Origin of the sequence: Amphibacillus cookii (assembly GCF_016908375.1) — a bacterium.
Taxonomy (GTDB): domain Bacteria; phylum Bacillota; class Bacilli; order Bacillales; family Amphibacillaceae; genus Amphibacillus_C; species Amphibacillus_C cookii.
On the sequence record NZ_JAFBDS010000001.1, the window covers coordinates 23,904 to 39,201 of the forward strand.

Consider the following 15,298-nt stretch of genomic DNA (forward strand, 5'->3'; position numbering starts at 1 on the left):
ATGGATAAGGATGATTTGATTTGAAATATTTAATAATAGATAACATGGTATACGGTGGTGCGGAACGCCAAGCAACTTATTTAATTAACAATGGTATTTTTGATAAAGTAATCCTTTTAGAGGATGAAGTAAAGTACAAATTGAATAATAAAACTCCTTGTGAAACTATGAATTCAAAGATTATTAAATTATATTTACGCCCTTACAAAGATAATAAAAGTATCAATCAATTAATAACTAAGTTTAGTAATAAAGATATAGTAGTATCTTTTTTGGAAAGAAGTAACATTATAAATATAAGAGTTGCACAAAAAACTAATCACAAAGTTATAATATCTGTGAGGAATTATCTATCAGAAAGATATGCTCATTTTAAATATGTTTATAGGATGCACTTAATAAAAAAATATTATCCTAAAGCTGATAAAATAATTGTTAATTCTAATGAATCGAAAGAAGATCTAATTAGGAACTTTAATATAGAAGCTGAAAAAATAAAGGTTATTTATAATATTATTGATTTAGAAAATGTGGATAAGTTGAAGACAGAAAAGATAAATCCTGCTCATGCTCAAATTTTTAAAAACCCTGTTATTATAAATGTAGGATCATTAATACCTCAAAAAGCCCAAATACAATTGATTGAGGCATTTTCTGAAATTAAAAAGGAATACCCTGATTATAAAATGGTTATAATCGGAAGTGGTGGTTTAGAAAAGAAAATTAAAAAAACTATTTTCAAATTAAATTTAGAAAATGAAGTTTTTTTGTTAGGAAATATAGAAAATCCGTTTAAATACATATATAAATCCAATATGTTCATTTTAAATTCTGAATTTGAAGGTTTTCCTAATGTATTGTTAGAATCAATAGCTCTTGGTATCCCCATAATCAGCAAAAATTGTTTATCAGGACCGAAAGAGCTCATGGATGTTCCGGATTATGATAACAGCAATATAGAATTAACTAAATATGGTTTTATATTCCCTAAGAAATCCTCTTACAAAAATAGTTATGAGAAAGAATTATTTTTTTTAATAAGAAGTATGTGTAGTCTAATTGATATGTATCACAATGATAAAAATTCACTCCATGAGATGAAAAAAAAATGTAAAGAGAAGGCAGAGCAGTTTTCAAAGAAAATCATTTTAGAACAATGGAAAAATGAATTGAGTTCTAAAAATAAACTCGTTAATTAAATGTCTAGTAGAGTAGGTGTAAATATGAGTGAGCGGATTGATATTTTTATTAGTTCATTAGGTGGTGGAGGGGCAGAAAGAGTGTGTGTCACTATTGTTAATGGGTTAATTAACTTGGGTTATGATGTAAGGTTAGTGGTTTTAGGATTGAAAGATAATGACTATAAAAAACACTTAAATGATAAGGTTACATTTAAGAATTTGAATAAAAATCACAGTAGAAAAGCTATTTTTTCTATTTATAAATACTGTAAAAAAGAATGTCCCCAAAAAATTCTAGTGTTTAATCATCAATTAGCTATAATATTAATGATATTAAAGTTTTTTATGAGGAATGAGCTTAAAGTGGTTTCTAGAAATATAAACACCTTATCAATGAAATCTAAAAAAGAAAAATCTCTTTGGCATAAGTATATTGTTAATATAATAATTAAAAAGTTATATAAAAATGTAGATATGGTTATAGCGCAATCAATTGGAATGAAAGAAGATTTGGTATCTAATTACAATTTCCCTAAAGAAAAAGTAGTTGTTATTAATAACCCTGTTAATCAAATATTTGAAGAGAAGACAAATTTAAAATTAGAAACGATAAGTGAATCACAGAATGGAAAAGAGATTCTTTTTGTAGGAAGATTAGTGGAACAAAAAGGGTTGAGTTATTTAATAGAAGCCTTTCAAATGTCACTTAAAACTATACCAGATTTAACTTTAAGGATTGTAGGTGATGGACCTCTTGAAAGTTCATTAAAGAAAGAAATAAAAAAATTAGGCATGGAAGATTCAGTAATATTTACTGGTTTTAGCAATGATATAAAACGATATTATTTAAATACGAACCTCACTGTGCTGTCTTCATTATTTGAGGGATTTCCAAACGTGTTAATAGAATCTATATCACTTGGTACTCCTGTAGTGGCATTTGATTGTCCATCGGGACCTTCTGAGATAATAATAGATGATATTAATGGCTATTTATCAGAATACCTAAACACTACCGATCTTTCTACAAAAATAAATAAAGCTCTGAATAAAACATGGGATATAAATAAAATAAAAGAATCAGGTCGAAGATTTTCTAGTGAATATGTTGTTAAAAAATATGCAAAAGAACTTGGGAGAGTTTGAAATAGATGAATGAACAAACAAATGATAAAAACACTAAGTATATATTGTTTAGTATATTGTTATTAGCAATAATTTCATCTTCAGTCATGAGGGGTAATTCAATATTTTATCTAAATTGGTTATTAGGAGCTATTGTAATTATTTTGTTTACATTCAATTCAATTAGAATTAAAAAAATTTACATTAAAACAATTGTAGTTTGGTTAATACTCTCTCTATGGCTTATGTTATCCTTTATTAGTAGCACTTTCAGATGCTTATATAAAAAAATAAAAAACTGTAGTGATAGAAGTGTGTGCAGAAGTTTTTAAAGAACTCTCAATCTCTTTTATATTATATAAGTATAAATTATATAACTGTCGACGAGGTGTAAGATGAAATATCTCCATGTATTTTCAGGTGATGAAAATCAAAAGTTTTCGTCACCATTTATTGCATTTATAAAAGATAATTTTGATACTAAAGAGCACAGATTTTTAATACAGGTAAGTAAAGAACAAAAGTTAAGTGCAGAGTTAAAACGCTTTAATACAATATCTGCTAATTTTAAAGGCGCAATCGGTTTATTAAAAGAAATAAGGAAAGCGGAGAAAGTTTATTTTCATGGATTAAATTTAAGTAAATACTCTTTAGCAATTCTCTCATGTCAACAAAAGCAACTGCAAAAGTGTAACTGGATAATATGGGGAGGAGATCTTTATCAATATCACTATAGAGACAAGTCTTTTCAAGCTAAGATAAAAGAAATATTTAGAAAAGGCATAATAAGAAATATCGGTGGTTTGATTACTCACCTGTACGGTGATTACGAGCTAGCTAAGAAATGGTATGGAGCTAAGGGGAATTATTACTACTCCTTTATATATCCAAGTAATTTATACAAAGAGATCGATTTAAATAAAATAAACAAAGAGGAAGGAAGGATATACATTCAGGTTGGTAATTCTGCTGATTCCACAAATGAACATATTGAAGTTTTTGAGAAATTGGCTAAATTTAAAAATGAAAACATTGAAATTATTTGCCCGTTATCATATTCTGGAAAACAAGAATATGTAAATGAAGTTATTGATAAAGGAATGGAAATATTCGGAGAAGGTCGATTTTTACCAATATTAGAATTTATGCTCTATGAAGACTATCTTAACTTATTAGGAAAAGTAGATGTTGCTATCTTTAATCATAGAAGACAGAGAGGTTTAGGTAATATCTCAACTCTATTGAGTCTAGGAAAGAAAGTTTACATTCGTGAGGAAATTACTACTTGGAGTTTCTGTGAGGACCATGGACTGGTTGTATATAGTGCAAATAATGATTTTAAGGATGTCTTGGAACCTATCTCTACCACTGATATAGAGAAAAATCATAAATTAATGAAAGAACAGTTCTCAAAGGAAAAATTGGTTAGCGATTGGAAGAAAATTTTCTTATCTTAAAAAAATATTACTTAGAAAGAATGGATTTTTATGAAAAAAATGCAATGGGACTCTGTTTTTTGGGGAATTGATATTTTTCACCTAACTAAAATTGAGACTTTAGAATTTGATCAAGTGATGGATAAAAATTTTTTAATTCAAGCTCTACCGAATGTAAGTGATTTAACCTTTATCCATGAGTTAGAAGACAATAACTTTAAATTTCAAGAAAGTAAAATTACTTTTATAAAGAGAAATGAAGAATTAAAAATAGATTTTTCACAATTTAAGCCGCTATTAGCATCTGAACTTAAACCTTATAAAGAATATTTCTTTCAACTATATGGGGGAAATAGCAGATTTAATGTGTTTTCACATAAAAAAGTGAATGAATTTTATTATCAATGGCTAGTTAACAGTTCATCTGGAAAAATGGATGATGAATGTATAGGTTTTTATGTAAATGGTAAGCTGGCAGCTTTCGTAACGTATAAGATAAACAAAAACTGTATTGATATAGGACTGTTGGGTGTGTTTCCGGATTATAGAGGACAGGGCATATCTCAATCTTTACTAAGTTATATTGATAGATTAGCTGTTGATTCTTCAATTGAATATATTCGGGTATCAACTCAGGGGAGAAATACAAATGCCATTAACGCTTATATTAAATATGGTTTTCAAATTAAAAGTATTGATCACTGGTATTACTATATTAAAGGAGAATTAAAATGATTCCATTTAACAAACCACCAGTAACTGGAAAGGAATTGAAATATATTAATGAAATAATTAACTTAAATAATAAATTTAGTGGGGATGGGAAATATACTAAGTGTTGCAATGAATGGTTTGAGCATACTTTTAAAACGCCCAAAGCACTTTTAACGACTTCGTGTACTCATGCCTTGGAGATGGCAGCTATGCTTATAGATATTAAGCCAGGAGATGAAGTGATTGCACCATCATATACATTTGTATCAACAGTTAATGCTTTTGTATTACGTGGTGCAAAAATAATTTTTGTTGATATAAGACCAGATACCATGAATATTGATGAGAATTTAATTGAAGCAGCCATTACAGATAAGACAAAAGCAATTATTCCAGTACATTACGCAGGTATAGCTTGCGAAATGGATGTTATTATGAGCTTAGCAGATAAGTACGGTATATATGTTATAGAAGATGCTGCACAAGGTGTAATGTCTACCTATAAAGGAAAAGCATTAGGTACGATAGGGGATATTGGATGCTTTAGTTTTCATGACACAAAAAATTATACAATGGGGGAAGGCGGAGCGATACTAATCCAAAATGAAAAATTTTTTGAGCGCGCTGAGATTATCCGAGAGAAGGGGACAAACCGTAGCAAGTTTGTTCGTGGTCAAATAGATAAGTATACATGGGTAGATTTAGGTAGCTCATATCTTCCTAGTGAATTAAATGCAGCTTTTTTATTTGCTCAATTACAAGTAGCGAATAAAATTAATGATGATCGTCTTCGTAGTTGGCATATCTATTATGAAGGGTTACAAGAGCTTGAGACAAAAAATTTAATAGAGTTACCGACTATACCAAAAAGTTGTGAACATAATGCTCATATGTTCTATATAAAGTGTCGAGATATTAATCAAAGAGCGGAATTGATAGAATATCTAAAATCTAAAAGCATACAAACGGCATTTCATTATATCCCCTTGCACTCAGCAGCGGCAGGAAGTAAATTCGGAGTCTTTTTAAATGAAGATTCGTATACGACTAGTCATAGCGAGAGATTGTTAAGATTACCAATGTATTATAATATTAGTGAGACAGACATTCTTGAAGTGGTTTTATCTATAAAGGAGTTTTTTATTAACAAAATCAGCATTGATTAAGTCTACTGAGTAGTACTAGATTAGGAGTAGGATTAAGTGAAGAAATTAGCCGAATTGTTAGAAAATAAATTCATTAAAAATATTATGTTAATTATAAGTGGTACAGCATTTGCACAAGTTCTTTCTATTCTAACATCTCCAATAATTACAAGAATTTATCCACCAAATGAATATGGTGTGCTATCTGTATATATTTCAGTATTAACGATCTTAAGCATTAGCTCTTCTTTAGATTATCAAAAAGCAATTCCAATTGCTAAAGATGATAGTTCGGCAGTTAATCTATTGACCATATCATTGGCTGTATTATTAATCTTTACTCTAAGTCTGCTAGTCGTCTTGTTTTTATGGGGAGAATATTTGATTAGCTTACTGAATAGTGAAGTGTTAATTAAGTATATGTACTTTATTCCCTTGGGGGTTTTATTCTTAGGTTTACATAATATTGTTTTGCAATGGTCATTACGTATAAAAGAATTTAAAATAATCACTATTACACACATCATCAGAAGCATAACGTCAGCTATTGGGAAAATTAGTTTAGGTTTAATTGGTTTCGGCCCCTCAGGATTAATTTTAGGACATATAGTAGGACAAAGTGGTGGAATTACACGTCTTTCTTCCCCACTAATAAAAAAAAGGAAAGTATTTATACATGCGATCAAAATAAGAGAAATGAAGAAGTTAGCAGTTCGATATGTTAAGTTTCCACTATATTCAGCGCCTAGCAATTATATATATACTGCTGGGGTTCAAGCACCCATAATTATATTAACTGCGTTTTTTGATACAGCAATAGCAGGATTTTATGGATTAGCAAATTCAATTGTTAATTTACCAATTAGCCTATTGGCAAAATCAGTTTCACAAGTTTTTTATTCAGAAGTTGCTAGTATCGGTAAAAGTAATCCTAAAAAAATAAAAAAACTGTCACTAAGCCTTTCAATAAAATTAGCTCTTATTGGTTTAGTTCCATTACTTGCCTTTGTTATATTTGGTCCTTGGTTATTTAGTATTGTGTATGGGGATAACTGGTATACTGCAGGTGAATATGCTCGAATATTGTCATTTGTTGCATATGCTCATTTTATAATATTGCCGATAGGTCGTATATTAGAGGTTATTGAGAAACAAAACATTGGTTTAATTATTAACATTACAAGATTAATCATGATTGTAGCTGTCTTTGTTGTTGCATATTCATTGAATTTAAAACCTTTTTATACATTAACTATATTTGCGATTATAAGTACACTAAGTTATGTAAGTTTATTTGCTATTATTCAGATTATTCTAAAGAGGGAAATAAAAGTTAGGGACAAGCATATTGAATAGGAGCATGATAAAATGAAAGGAATTATATTAGCGGGCGGATCTGGAACACGCCTTTATCCATTAACAAAAGCAGTATCAAAGCAAATACTCCCAGTATATGACAAGCCGATGATTTACTACCCATTATCAGTTTTAATGTTAGCGGGTATAAAAGAAGTTTTAATTATATCGACGCCAAGAGACGTTAAAGTTTTTGAGGAACTCTTGGGTGACGGTAGTGATATAGGTATGTCATTTAAATATACTGTACAAGAAAAACCAAATGGGTTAGCAGAAGCGTTTATTATCGGCGAAACATTTATTGGTGATTCTCCGGTTGCTCTTGTTTTAGGAGATAATATCTTTTACGGTTCAAACTTTGGTAACCGTCTTATGGAAGCAGCGAAACTAGAAGAAGGAGCAACTATCTTTGGGTGTTTCGTAAAAGACCCTAGATCTTATGGTGTTGTAGAGGTTGACGAAGACTTAAAGGCTATTTCGATTGAGGAAAAGCCTGCTAAACCGAAATCTTCATATGCAGTTCCAGGTCTTTATTTCTTTGATAATAGTGTAGTTGATGTTGCAAAGCAAGTAAAACCATCCGCTAGAGGAGAGAAAGAAATTACCTCAGTCATTAATCACTATCTTAACAGAGGTACCCTAAATGTTGAGCTTGCAGGGCGAGGGTTAGCCTGGTTAGATACAGGAACACATGAATCACTTCTAGAAGCCTCTAATTTTGTGGAGGTAGTTCAAAAACGTCAAGGTCTCTATATTGCTTGCATAGAAGAGATTGCTTTTCTTAAAGGATATATTGATAGAGAACAATTAAATAAGTTGGCTAAACCATTAATGAAAACTGAATATGGTCAATACTTGAATGAAATTGGTAGTGCAAATAACGACAAGGGGGTATAGAACGTGAAAGTTCTTATTACTGGAGGAGCAGGTTTTATTGGCGGTAATTTTGTTCATTACATGTTAAATAAGTACCCGCAGTATGAGATATTTAACTTAGACTATTTAACTTACGCAGGAGATTTAACAAAGCATAAAGAAATTGAGAAGAATAATAATTACCATTTTATAAAAGCGGATATTTCTGATCACGAGGTAATTATAGATTTATTTAATAAAAATCACTTTGATTACGTCATACATTTTGCCGCGGAGAGTCATGTTGATCGATCAATTGCCGATCCAGGTATCTTTATACAAACTAATGTAAGAGGAACACAGATACTTTTAGATGCAGCTAAAAATGCATCAATAACAAAATTTGTTCATATATCCACTGATGAGGTATATGGTGAACTGGATTTTGATCCGGATACTTTTTTTACAGAAGAAACTCATTTACAACCGAACAGTCCATACAGTGCGAGTAAGGCTTCTTCTGATCTGTTGGTAAGAGCTTATCATGAAACGTATAATTTACCTATAAATATCACCCGCTGCTCAAATAACTATGGCCCTTATCATTTTCCGGAAAAGTTAATTCCGTTAACTATATCACGCGCTCTAAATGATGAAAAGGTACCTGTATATGGTACAGGAGAAAACGTTAGAGATTGGTTACATGTATATGATCATTGTGCTGCAATTGATTTAGTTATGCATCAGGGGGTAATTGGTGATGTATATAATGTGGGAGGGCATAATGAGCGAACGAATCTTGATATTGTTAAGACTATAATAAAAGAATTAGGAAAATCAGAAGAGTTGATTCAGTTTGTTCAAGATCGGTTAGGACATGATAAAAGGTATGCAATTGATTCGACTAAATTGAAGAAACTTGGATGGAGACCCGAATATAATTTTGAAACAGGGATATCACAAACTATTAAATGGTATTTGGATAACGAAAAATGGTGGAAGGAAATTATTTCTGGAGAATATCAAACATATTTCGAAAAACAATACAAGATCCATTTCTAATTTGGGTTTCTTTTTTGCAAAGATGTGTTGAATGCATGTAAAGTGAGAAACCAATATTGTCTCTTATGTATATTGATTATTTTTTAATTATTATATTAAAATTTATATAGCTAATTGATGATCATTTAGATTACATGTATATCAGTTTCAGCTTTGTTTAAGAAATAAGAAACTTTTAACCTTTTGAGGAGTTATTTATATATGGAAAAAAAGATTAAACCTTATAAAAAAATGTTCTTACCAAGGCTCACACCAAATACTATTATTAACATTGGAGTATCAGTAGTCATTCTAGTATTGTTCATATTACTAGATGTTATAGATTTTAAAGCAAACTCAACCTTAGCCACAAGTTTTTACGGGCTTAGTAATTTATTTTTATTATGGACAATATTTGAAATTGCATCTAAGAAAAATAATTATTATATTTTATTTCTCTTTTTCATAGGTCTTCCTATTCAAAATTGGATAAGTTATACAGGTAATACTTGGGCGATTATTATATATCCTTTTTTACTTAATTATACTTTTATAGCTGTTTTAATTTTAGTTATTCGCATACTAAATTCTTTTAAGCAAACTGTCAGAATAGATTATAAAACTGTAGTTGTATTTAATGGTATATTAATAATATCGATCATTTCATTGCTTAATTCAAAAGATATTTATATAACAATAAATAGTATAATATACGCACTTATTATACCGTTTATAGTGTGTTTGTTAACTATAAATATAGCAAATAAGAAAAAAGACATGCTCATTATATATGAATATATTGTCTTCTCTTTATTCTTTTATAATATTGTAAATTATATTCTTAATAGAACTTTACTTGCAAGTGAGTCCATCAGGTCTTCGGGAGGGATTTATGAGAATCCGAATTACGAAGCACCACTTCTATTAATTTCTGTTTTTTTGTCAGTATTTCTTCTGTATTTTTTTAAAAAAAATTACAACAGATTTGAAGTGTTTTATCTTGTATCTCTTGTCTTTTCTTTATACTTATTATTATCTTCAGGTTCAAGAACATCTTTCATGGCACTAATAATTGGTCTGTTCATATTTTATTGTCAATTACCACGTACAAATAAAAAAATAACAGCTTCTATGATAATTGCTATTTTGACTTTAGTCATTTTTAGTTTCTTTGATATGGATTTTATATTACGAAATTCTTCTTTTTCAACTTTTCAAAGATTGTTTGAAACTTCCAGTGGCCTTAATGTAGGTGCGAGAGAAACTATATGGTATGATTCCATAAACTATATTAAAGAAAATAATTTTATAATAACTGGAAATGGTTTTGGGATTTATTTATTTGAAGAAATAGGCTGGAATTCATCTCATAACTCATTTTTGTATCTCTCTATGCAAATAGGTGTAATAGGGTCTTTATTGTATCACTATCTTATAATTAGAGGCATTAAAATAAGAAGTCTTTTTATAAAAAATTTGAATAGGAATATTTCAGGCATAGTATTGATGGTGATACTTATTCAGTGGACTATAACCGGAAATGGTTTCCAATGGTATGCAATGGATCAAACGACTCCAAATATCGGTGTGCATTTGGATGTTGTTTATATTTGGTTGTTGATTGGGATGGCATATGCTTCAAAAAAATTTGAAGTTTAAATCTGTTTTTTATTTAAGACTTGTACTCACCTCTAAAATATGGTGAACAGGTTTGCTCAAATAATTACCGTCATTTTTTAGATAATTTACAACAAAGGAGTTAGTGTATGAATATATTAGTCACAGGCGCTGCCGGTTTTATCGGCATGCACCTTTCAAAAAAATTATTAGATAACGGTCATCGTGTCATTGGCTATGATAATGTCAATGATTATTATGATGTTCAATTAAAGCGGGATCGACTTGCGTTGCTTGCTTCGTATCAAGACTTTGTTTTTTATGAAGCGGGTTTGGAAGATCGACAAGCTTTAAATCAAGTGTTTGAAAATGATGATATCGATGTTATTATCAATCTTGCGGCCCAGGCCGGTGTGCGTTATAGTTTAGAAAACCCACATGTTTATGCTGAATCCAATGTCGTTGGTTTTGTCAACATCCTTGAAGCGGCTCGACACTATCAAGTGAAGAACTTGATTTATGCATCTTCAAGTTCAGTCTACGGTGCCAATGTGAAGATGCCGTTCTCGACGGATGATGAAGTCAATCATCCGGTTAGTTTATATGCGGCGACGAAGAAATCTAATGAACTGATGGCACATACATATAGTCATTTGTATAATATACCGACGACTGGACTTCGTTTCTTTACCGTTTATGGACCGATGGGAAGACCGGATATGGCTTACTTTTCGTTTACGAAAAAGATCTTGGCCGGTGAGGCGATAAAAATCTTTAATAATGGTGAGATGATGCGTGATTTTACTTATGTTGATGATATTGTCGATGGGATTGTAAAGCTAATTGATCAGCCGCCAAAAGCTAATCCGGATTTTGACCGTGAACATCCAAAACCAAGTGCAAGCTATGCGCCGTATCGTTTGTATAATATTGGCAATAATCAACCCGTCAAGTTGATGAACTTTATTGAAACACTTGAAAAACATCTTGGAATGACAGCGAAGAAAGAATTTTTACCGATGCAGCCTGGTGATGTCAAAGCAACGTATGCTGATATTGAACCATTACAAAAAGCAACAAGTTTTAAACCAACGACAACGATTGATCAAGGCTTAAAGCAGTTTGTTGATTGGTATATGGAATACTACCATAACACTTAAGGAAGGTGTACCGAATGAAAATTGCAGTAGCAGGAACAGGGTATGTAGGCTTATCTAATGCTGTTCTTTTAGCACAACATCATCAAGTGGTTGCATTCGATATTGTGCAAGAAAAAGTAGATATGATTACTAAAAAGCAATCGCCGATTGTTGATGCAGAGATTGAAGACTTTCTAACGAATAAAGAATTGAATTTAACAGCAACAACGAATGCATCAGAAGCTTATCAAGGTGCAGATTATATCATTATCTCAACACCAACAAATTATGACGAGAAGAAAAATTTTTTTGATACAAGTACGGTTGAACACGTGATTCAGGATGTGATTGATATTAATCCACAGGCAACGATGGTGATTAAATCAACGGTTCCAGTGGGTTATACCTTAGAAGTTAGAGCAAAATTTAAAACAGAAAATATCATTTTCTCACCTGAATTTTTACGTGAAGGACAAGCGCTTTATGATAATTTACATCCATCACGTATTGTCGTTGGTGAACAATCTCAGCGTGCTAAGGTATTTGCTGATCTATTAGTCGAAGGTGCGATTAAGGAGAACATCGAAGTTTTATTCACTGACTCAACAGAAGCAGAAGCGATTAAACTGTTTGCAAATACATACTTAGCGTTACGCGTTTCATTCTTTAATGAATTAGATACCTATGCAGAGGTGCGTGGTTTAAATACAAAACAGATTATTGAAGGGATTGGTCTTGATCCAAGGATTGGTACCCATTACAATAATCCCTCATTTGGTTATGGTGGTTATTGCCTACCGAAAGATACGAAACAATTGTTAGCGAACTATCAGGATGTGCCAAATAATATTATCGGTGCCATTGTTGATGCTAACCGTACGCGTAAAGACCATATTGCCGATAGCATTATTGCTAGACAACCTGAAATCGTTGGTATTTATCGTTTAACGATGAAAACAGACTCCGACAACTTTAGACAATCAGCGATTCAAGGTGTGATGAAACGCTTGAAAGCTAAAGGAATTGAAGTTGTCGTTTATGAGCCTGTCTTACAAAAAGATATGTTTTATCACTCGCGTGTTATCAAAGACCTTGATGAATTTAAGCAGTTATCTGACGTGATTGTTACTAATCGATTAACTGAAGATATAAAAGATGTTACAGATAAAGTTTATACGAGGGACTTGTTTAGTCGTGATTAATAGAGTATTAATAGCTCATACCTGATTAATGGGTGTGAGCTATTTGATGTTTAACTTTAAATCAGTAATAATTTAATATTTAATGTGAATAGTAAGCAAAGGTTTGGTACAATAAGAACGGAAAATAGTAAAAATCAAGGAGCATAAAAATGAATTCACAAAAATGGAATCATGCGGAAATATTCGAAATTTCACAGAAAAATAATGGTTATCGAATAAAAGTACCGATTAAGGAAAAGGCAATTGATGCCCATCACTATTTCATATTAATTTGTCGTAATGATGGTTCAGAAACAGTTATTTTACCGAATGTTATTGGAGAAGAGAATTCATTCAAACTATTTGAATTCATCTTAGACCCAGATCAGATAGAAGACTCAGCTAAGCATATTTTTAATAACCATATCTTTGATTTGTTTTTTGTGATTGAAGAAGACCAAGAAAATATTAAAAGAAAAAGAATAAAAAGTGATTTCAAACATTATCGATACTTAGCATTAAGTTTAGAAAAAGAAAAGAAGCTATTTTATCCCTATACAACGGGTAAAGGGAATCTTTCTTTCAGGTACAATGATTACAAACTCTTTGCAGAGATCGACAAACTAATGTTAGACAACAATGGGAAAGTCTCGCTATCTGGGTTAATCAACTTTCCTCCACTATATCAAGAAGATGAATACACTTTTGGAGGTATGCGGTTAGTTGTTAAAAATAATTTGAATGAAGATGAGATTAATGTGCCACTAGATCCAGAAAAAAGAAGAGATATCCATTTAAACGTCAATGATCATCTAAAAATTAATAATACCATTAATGGTTTTAGGGGTGAATTTGATCCTGTTAAGTATTTTAATAAAGATCTATTAAAAAATATTTATTTTAGCTTCTATATTGATTTAGAATATAAGGTTAATGGAGATCAGGAAGTAATTAGGAGTATTAGAGTAAAGTGTTCGCATCAAACCAATATACCTAAGCGCTTAATTTCTAAATTGGATAACGATAAAGTTAAATTCTTACTTAGGAAAACGAAAAGAGCACATTACTTATCTTTGAGTATTACAAGATATAGTCTGATTAGAGAGTTGAAACGAAATATTCAGAGAGAATGGACCAGAGTTAGAAGAAGTAAATCTCTTTTAAGATTATATAAGAGCGTATTTAATTTTATTGGTATGCTTCCTAATACTAAAAATAAGGTGATTGTGTTTGAGAGTTTTATGGGTAAGCAATATAGTGATAATCCAAGAGCGATTTATGAATATATGCTTGAGCATCATCCAGAATATAAAATGTATTGGAGTGCAGACCGTAGAAATGTGTATAAGTTTAAAGGAAAAAACCTTAACTATATTAGACGTTTTTCTGTTAAATGGCTGATTCAGATGACAAGGGCACGCTATTGGGTGGTAAACGCTCGGATGCCGCTATGGATCAAAAAACCTAAACGGACTATTTATCTTCAAACATGGCACGGTACACCATTAAAAAGGTTAGGGATAGATATTGATGAAGTTCAAATGCCTGGTACAAATTCAGAGCGATATCGAGCGAACTTTATGAGAGCAGTGTCAAAATGGGATTACTTAATTTCACCAAATCCCTATTCTACTGAAATTTTCAGGCGTGCTTTCCAATTTGATAAAACAATGATTGAATCTGGTTATCCGAGAAATGATATCCTTGTTAATCATAATAATACGTCAATGATCAATAAGCTAAAAGATAAAAACAACTTGCCTAAAGATAAAAAGATTATATTATATGCTCCGACTTGGAGAGATAATCAATTTTATGCTAAAGGTAAATATAAGTTTAATCTCGAATTTGATCTCGATCAGATGCAAGAAAGCTTGAGTGATCAGTATATTATCTTGTTAAGAATGCATTATCTCATAGCAGAAAATCTGGATATCTCCTCATATGAAGGTTTTGTTTATGACTTTTCACATTATGAAGATATACGTGAGCTCTATCTGTTGTCAGATATATTAATTACCGATTATTCTTCTGTATTCTTTGATTACGCAAACTTAAAGCGCCCCATGTTATTTTTTGTCTATGATATTGAAGATTATCGCGATAATTTAAGAGGTTTCTACTTTGATTTTGAAAAGAAAGCACCAGGGCCACTTGTTAAAAAAACCGAGGAAATTATTGATTATATTAAACGAATTGATAAAGAGGGTTATCAATTTGGTAAGAAAGAAGAGGAGTTCTATAACAAGTTCTGCTCATTAGAAAACGGGACATCTTCTGAAACTGTTGTTAAAGAAGTGTTTGACTTAGATAGGTAAATACCAAATATAGTTTAGGCTCCTTTATCTAATGGTTGTATAATATTTGATGTTGGTGAAGAGAAATCCTCATTTCATGATTATGTGAAACCAGGATCAAAATTCACTGGCGTCTTTTCTATTATATAGATAGAAAACAAGTGCGTTTCCCTGTAGAATTAAAGTCGACGAAAACCAATCCAGGAGGGAA

Annotated in this window: 12 protein-coding genes; all 12 read left to right on the forward strand. The window is 31.0% G+C overall.

What is annotated here, in order from left to right:
* The first annotated feature begins 20 nt into the window (after positions 1-20).
* The 12 genes from JOE23_RS00110 to JOE23_RS18035 all read left to right on the forward strand — a co-directional run bounded on the left by JOE23_RS00110 (position 21) and on the right by JOE23_RS18035 (position 15,108).
* Positions 21-1,199, forward strand: a complete 1,179-nt coding sequence (locus JOE23_RS00110; RefSeq protein WP_204435255.1) for a glycosyltransferase — start codon at positions 21-23, stop codon at positions 1,197-1,199.
* Positions 1,200-1,223: 24 nt separating this feature from the next.
* Positions 1,224-2,327, forward strand: coding sequence for a glycosyltransferase (locus JOE23_RS00115; RefSeq protein ID WP_204435256.1), 1,104 nt, complete (start codon positions 1,224-1,226; stop codon positions 2,325-2,327).
* Positions 2,328-2,701: 374 nt separating this feature from the next.
* Complete coding sequence (locus JOE23_RS00120) at positions 2,702-3,763, forward strand: TDP-N-acetylfucosamine:lipid II N-acetylfucosaminyltransferase family protein (RefSeq protein ID WP_204435257.1); 1,062 nt, start codon at positions 2,702-2,704, stop codon at positions 3,761-3,763.
* 30 nt (positions 3,764-3,793) lie between these two features.
* On the forward strand, positions 3,794-4,477 hold the full coding sequence (locus JOE23_RS00125; protein WP_204435258.1) for a GNAT family N-acetyltransferase: 684 nt from the start codon (positions 3,794-3,796) through the stop codon (positions 4,475-4,477).
* Positions 4,474-5,622, forward strand: coding sequence for a dTDP-4-amino-4,6-dideoxygalactose transaminase (gene rffA, locus JOE23_RS00130; protein ID WP_204435259.1), 1,149 nt, complete (start codon positions 4,474-4,476; stop codon positions 5,620-5,622). The genes JOE23_RS00125 and rffA overlap by 4 nt, the downstream gene beginning before the upstream one ends.
* A gap of 36 nt (positions 5,623-5,658) precedes the next feature.
* Positions 5,659-6,957 carry an oligosaccharide flippase family protein gene (locus JOE23_RS00135; RefSeq protein WP_204435260.1) on the forward strand — a complete coding sequence of 433 codons (1,299 nt, stop codon included), beginning with the start codon at positions 5,659-5,661 and terminating at the stop codon, positions 6,955-6,957.
* 12 nt (positions 6,958-6,969) lie between these two features.
* Positions 6,970-7,854, forward strand: coding sequence for a glucose-1-phosphate thymidylyltransferase RfbA (gene rfbA / locus JOE23_RS00140; protein WP_204435261.1), 885 nt, complete (start codon positions 6,970-6,972; stop codon positions 7,852-7,854).
* A gap of 3 nt (positions 7,855-7,857) precedes the next feature.
* On the forward strand, positions 7,858-8,874 hold the full coding sequence (rfbB, locus tag JOE23_RS00145) for a dTDP-glucose 4,6-dehydratase (RefSeq protein WP_204435262.1): 1,017 nt from the start codon (positions 7,858-7,860) through the stop codon (positions 8,872-8,874).
* A 201-nt stretch (positions 8,875-9,075) separates the two neighbouring features.
* Positions 9,076-10,512, forward strand: a complete 1,437-nt coding sequence (locus JOE23_RS00150; protein ID WP_204435263.1) for an O-antigen ligase family protein — start codon at positions 9,076-9,078, stop codon at positions 10,510-10,512.
* 107 nt (positions 10,513-10,619) lie between these two features.
* Positions 10,620-11,630 (forward strand): NAD-dependent epimerase, encoded by a 1,011-nt coding sequence (locus tag JOE23_RS00155; protein WP_204435264.1) that lies wholly within the window; start codon positions 10,620-10,622, stop codon positions 11,628-11,630.
* A gap of 14 nt (positions 11,631-11,644) precedes the next feature.
* A complete protein-coding gene (locus JOE23_RS00160) occupies positions 11,645-12,811 on the forward strand; it encodes a nucleotide sugar dehydrogenase (RefSeq protein WP_204435265.1) in 1,167 nt (388 codons plus the stop codon).
* Positions 12,812-12,960: 149 nt separating this feature from the next.
* Positions 12,961-15,108 (forward strand): CDP-glycerol glycerophosphotransferase family protein, encoded by a 2,148-nt coding sequence (locus JOE23_RS18035; RefSeq protein ID WP_204435266.1) that lies wholly within the window; start codon positions 12,961-12,963, stop codon positions 15,106-15,108.
* Positions 15,109-15,298: the final 190 nt, after the last annotated feature.

Coding starts and splice junctions, on each gene's coding strand:
- JOE23_RS00115 (WP_204435256.1), top strand. CDS start 1,224: ATGAGTGAGCGGATTGATATTTTTATTAGTTCATTAGGTGGTGGAGGG.
- JOE23_RS00120 (WP_204435257.1), top strand. CDS start 2,702: ATGAAATATCTCCATGTATTTTCAGGTGATGAAAATCAAAAGTTTTCG.
- JOE23_RS00125 (WP_204435258.1), top strand. CDS start 3,794: ATGAAAAAAATGCAATGGGACTCTGTTTTTTGGGGAATTGATATTTTT.
- rffA (WP_204435259.1), top strand. CDS start 4,474: ATGATTCCATTTAACAAACCACCAGTAACTGGAAAGGAATTGAAATAT.
- rfbA (WP_204435261.1), top strand. CDS start 6,970: ATGAAAGGAATTATATTAGCGGGCGGATCTGGAACACGCCTTTATCCA.
- JOE23_RS00150 (WP_204435263.1), top strand. CDS start 9,076: ATGGAAAAAAAGATTAAACCTTATAAAAAAATGTTCTTACCAAGGCTC.
- JOE23_RS00155 (WP_204435264.1), top strand. CDS start 10,620: ATGAATATATTAGTCACAGGCGCTGCCGGTTTTATCGGCATGCACCTT.
- JOE23_RS00160 (WP_204435265.1), top strand. CDS start 11,645: ATGAAAATTGCAGTAGCAGGAACAGGGTATGTAGGCTTATCTAATGCT.
- JOE23_RS18035 (WP_204435266.1), top strand. CDS start 12,961: ATGAATTCACAAAAATGGAATCATGCGGAAATATTCGAAATTTCACAG.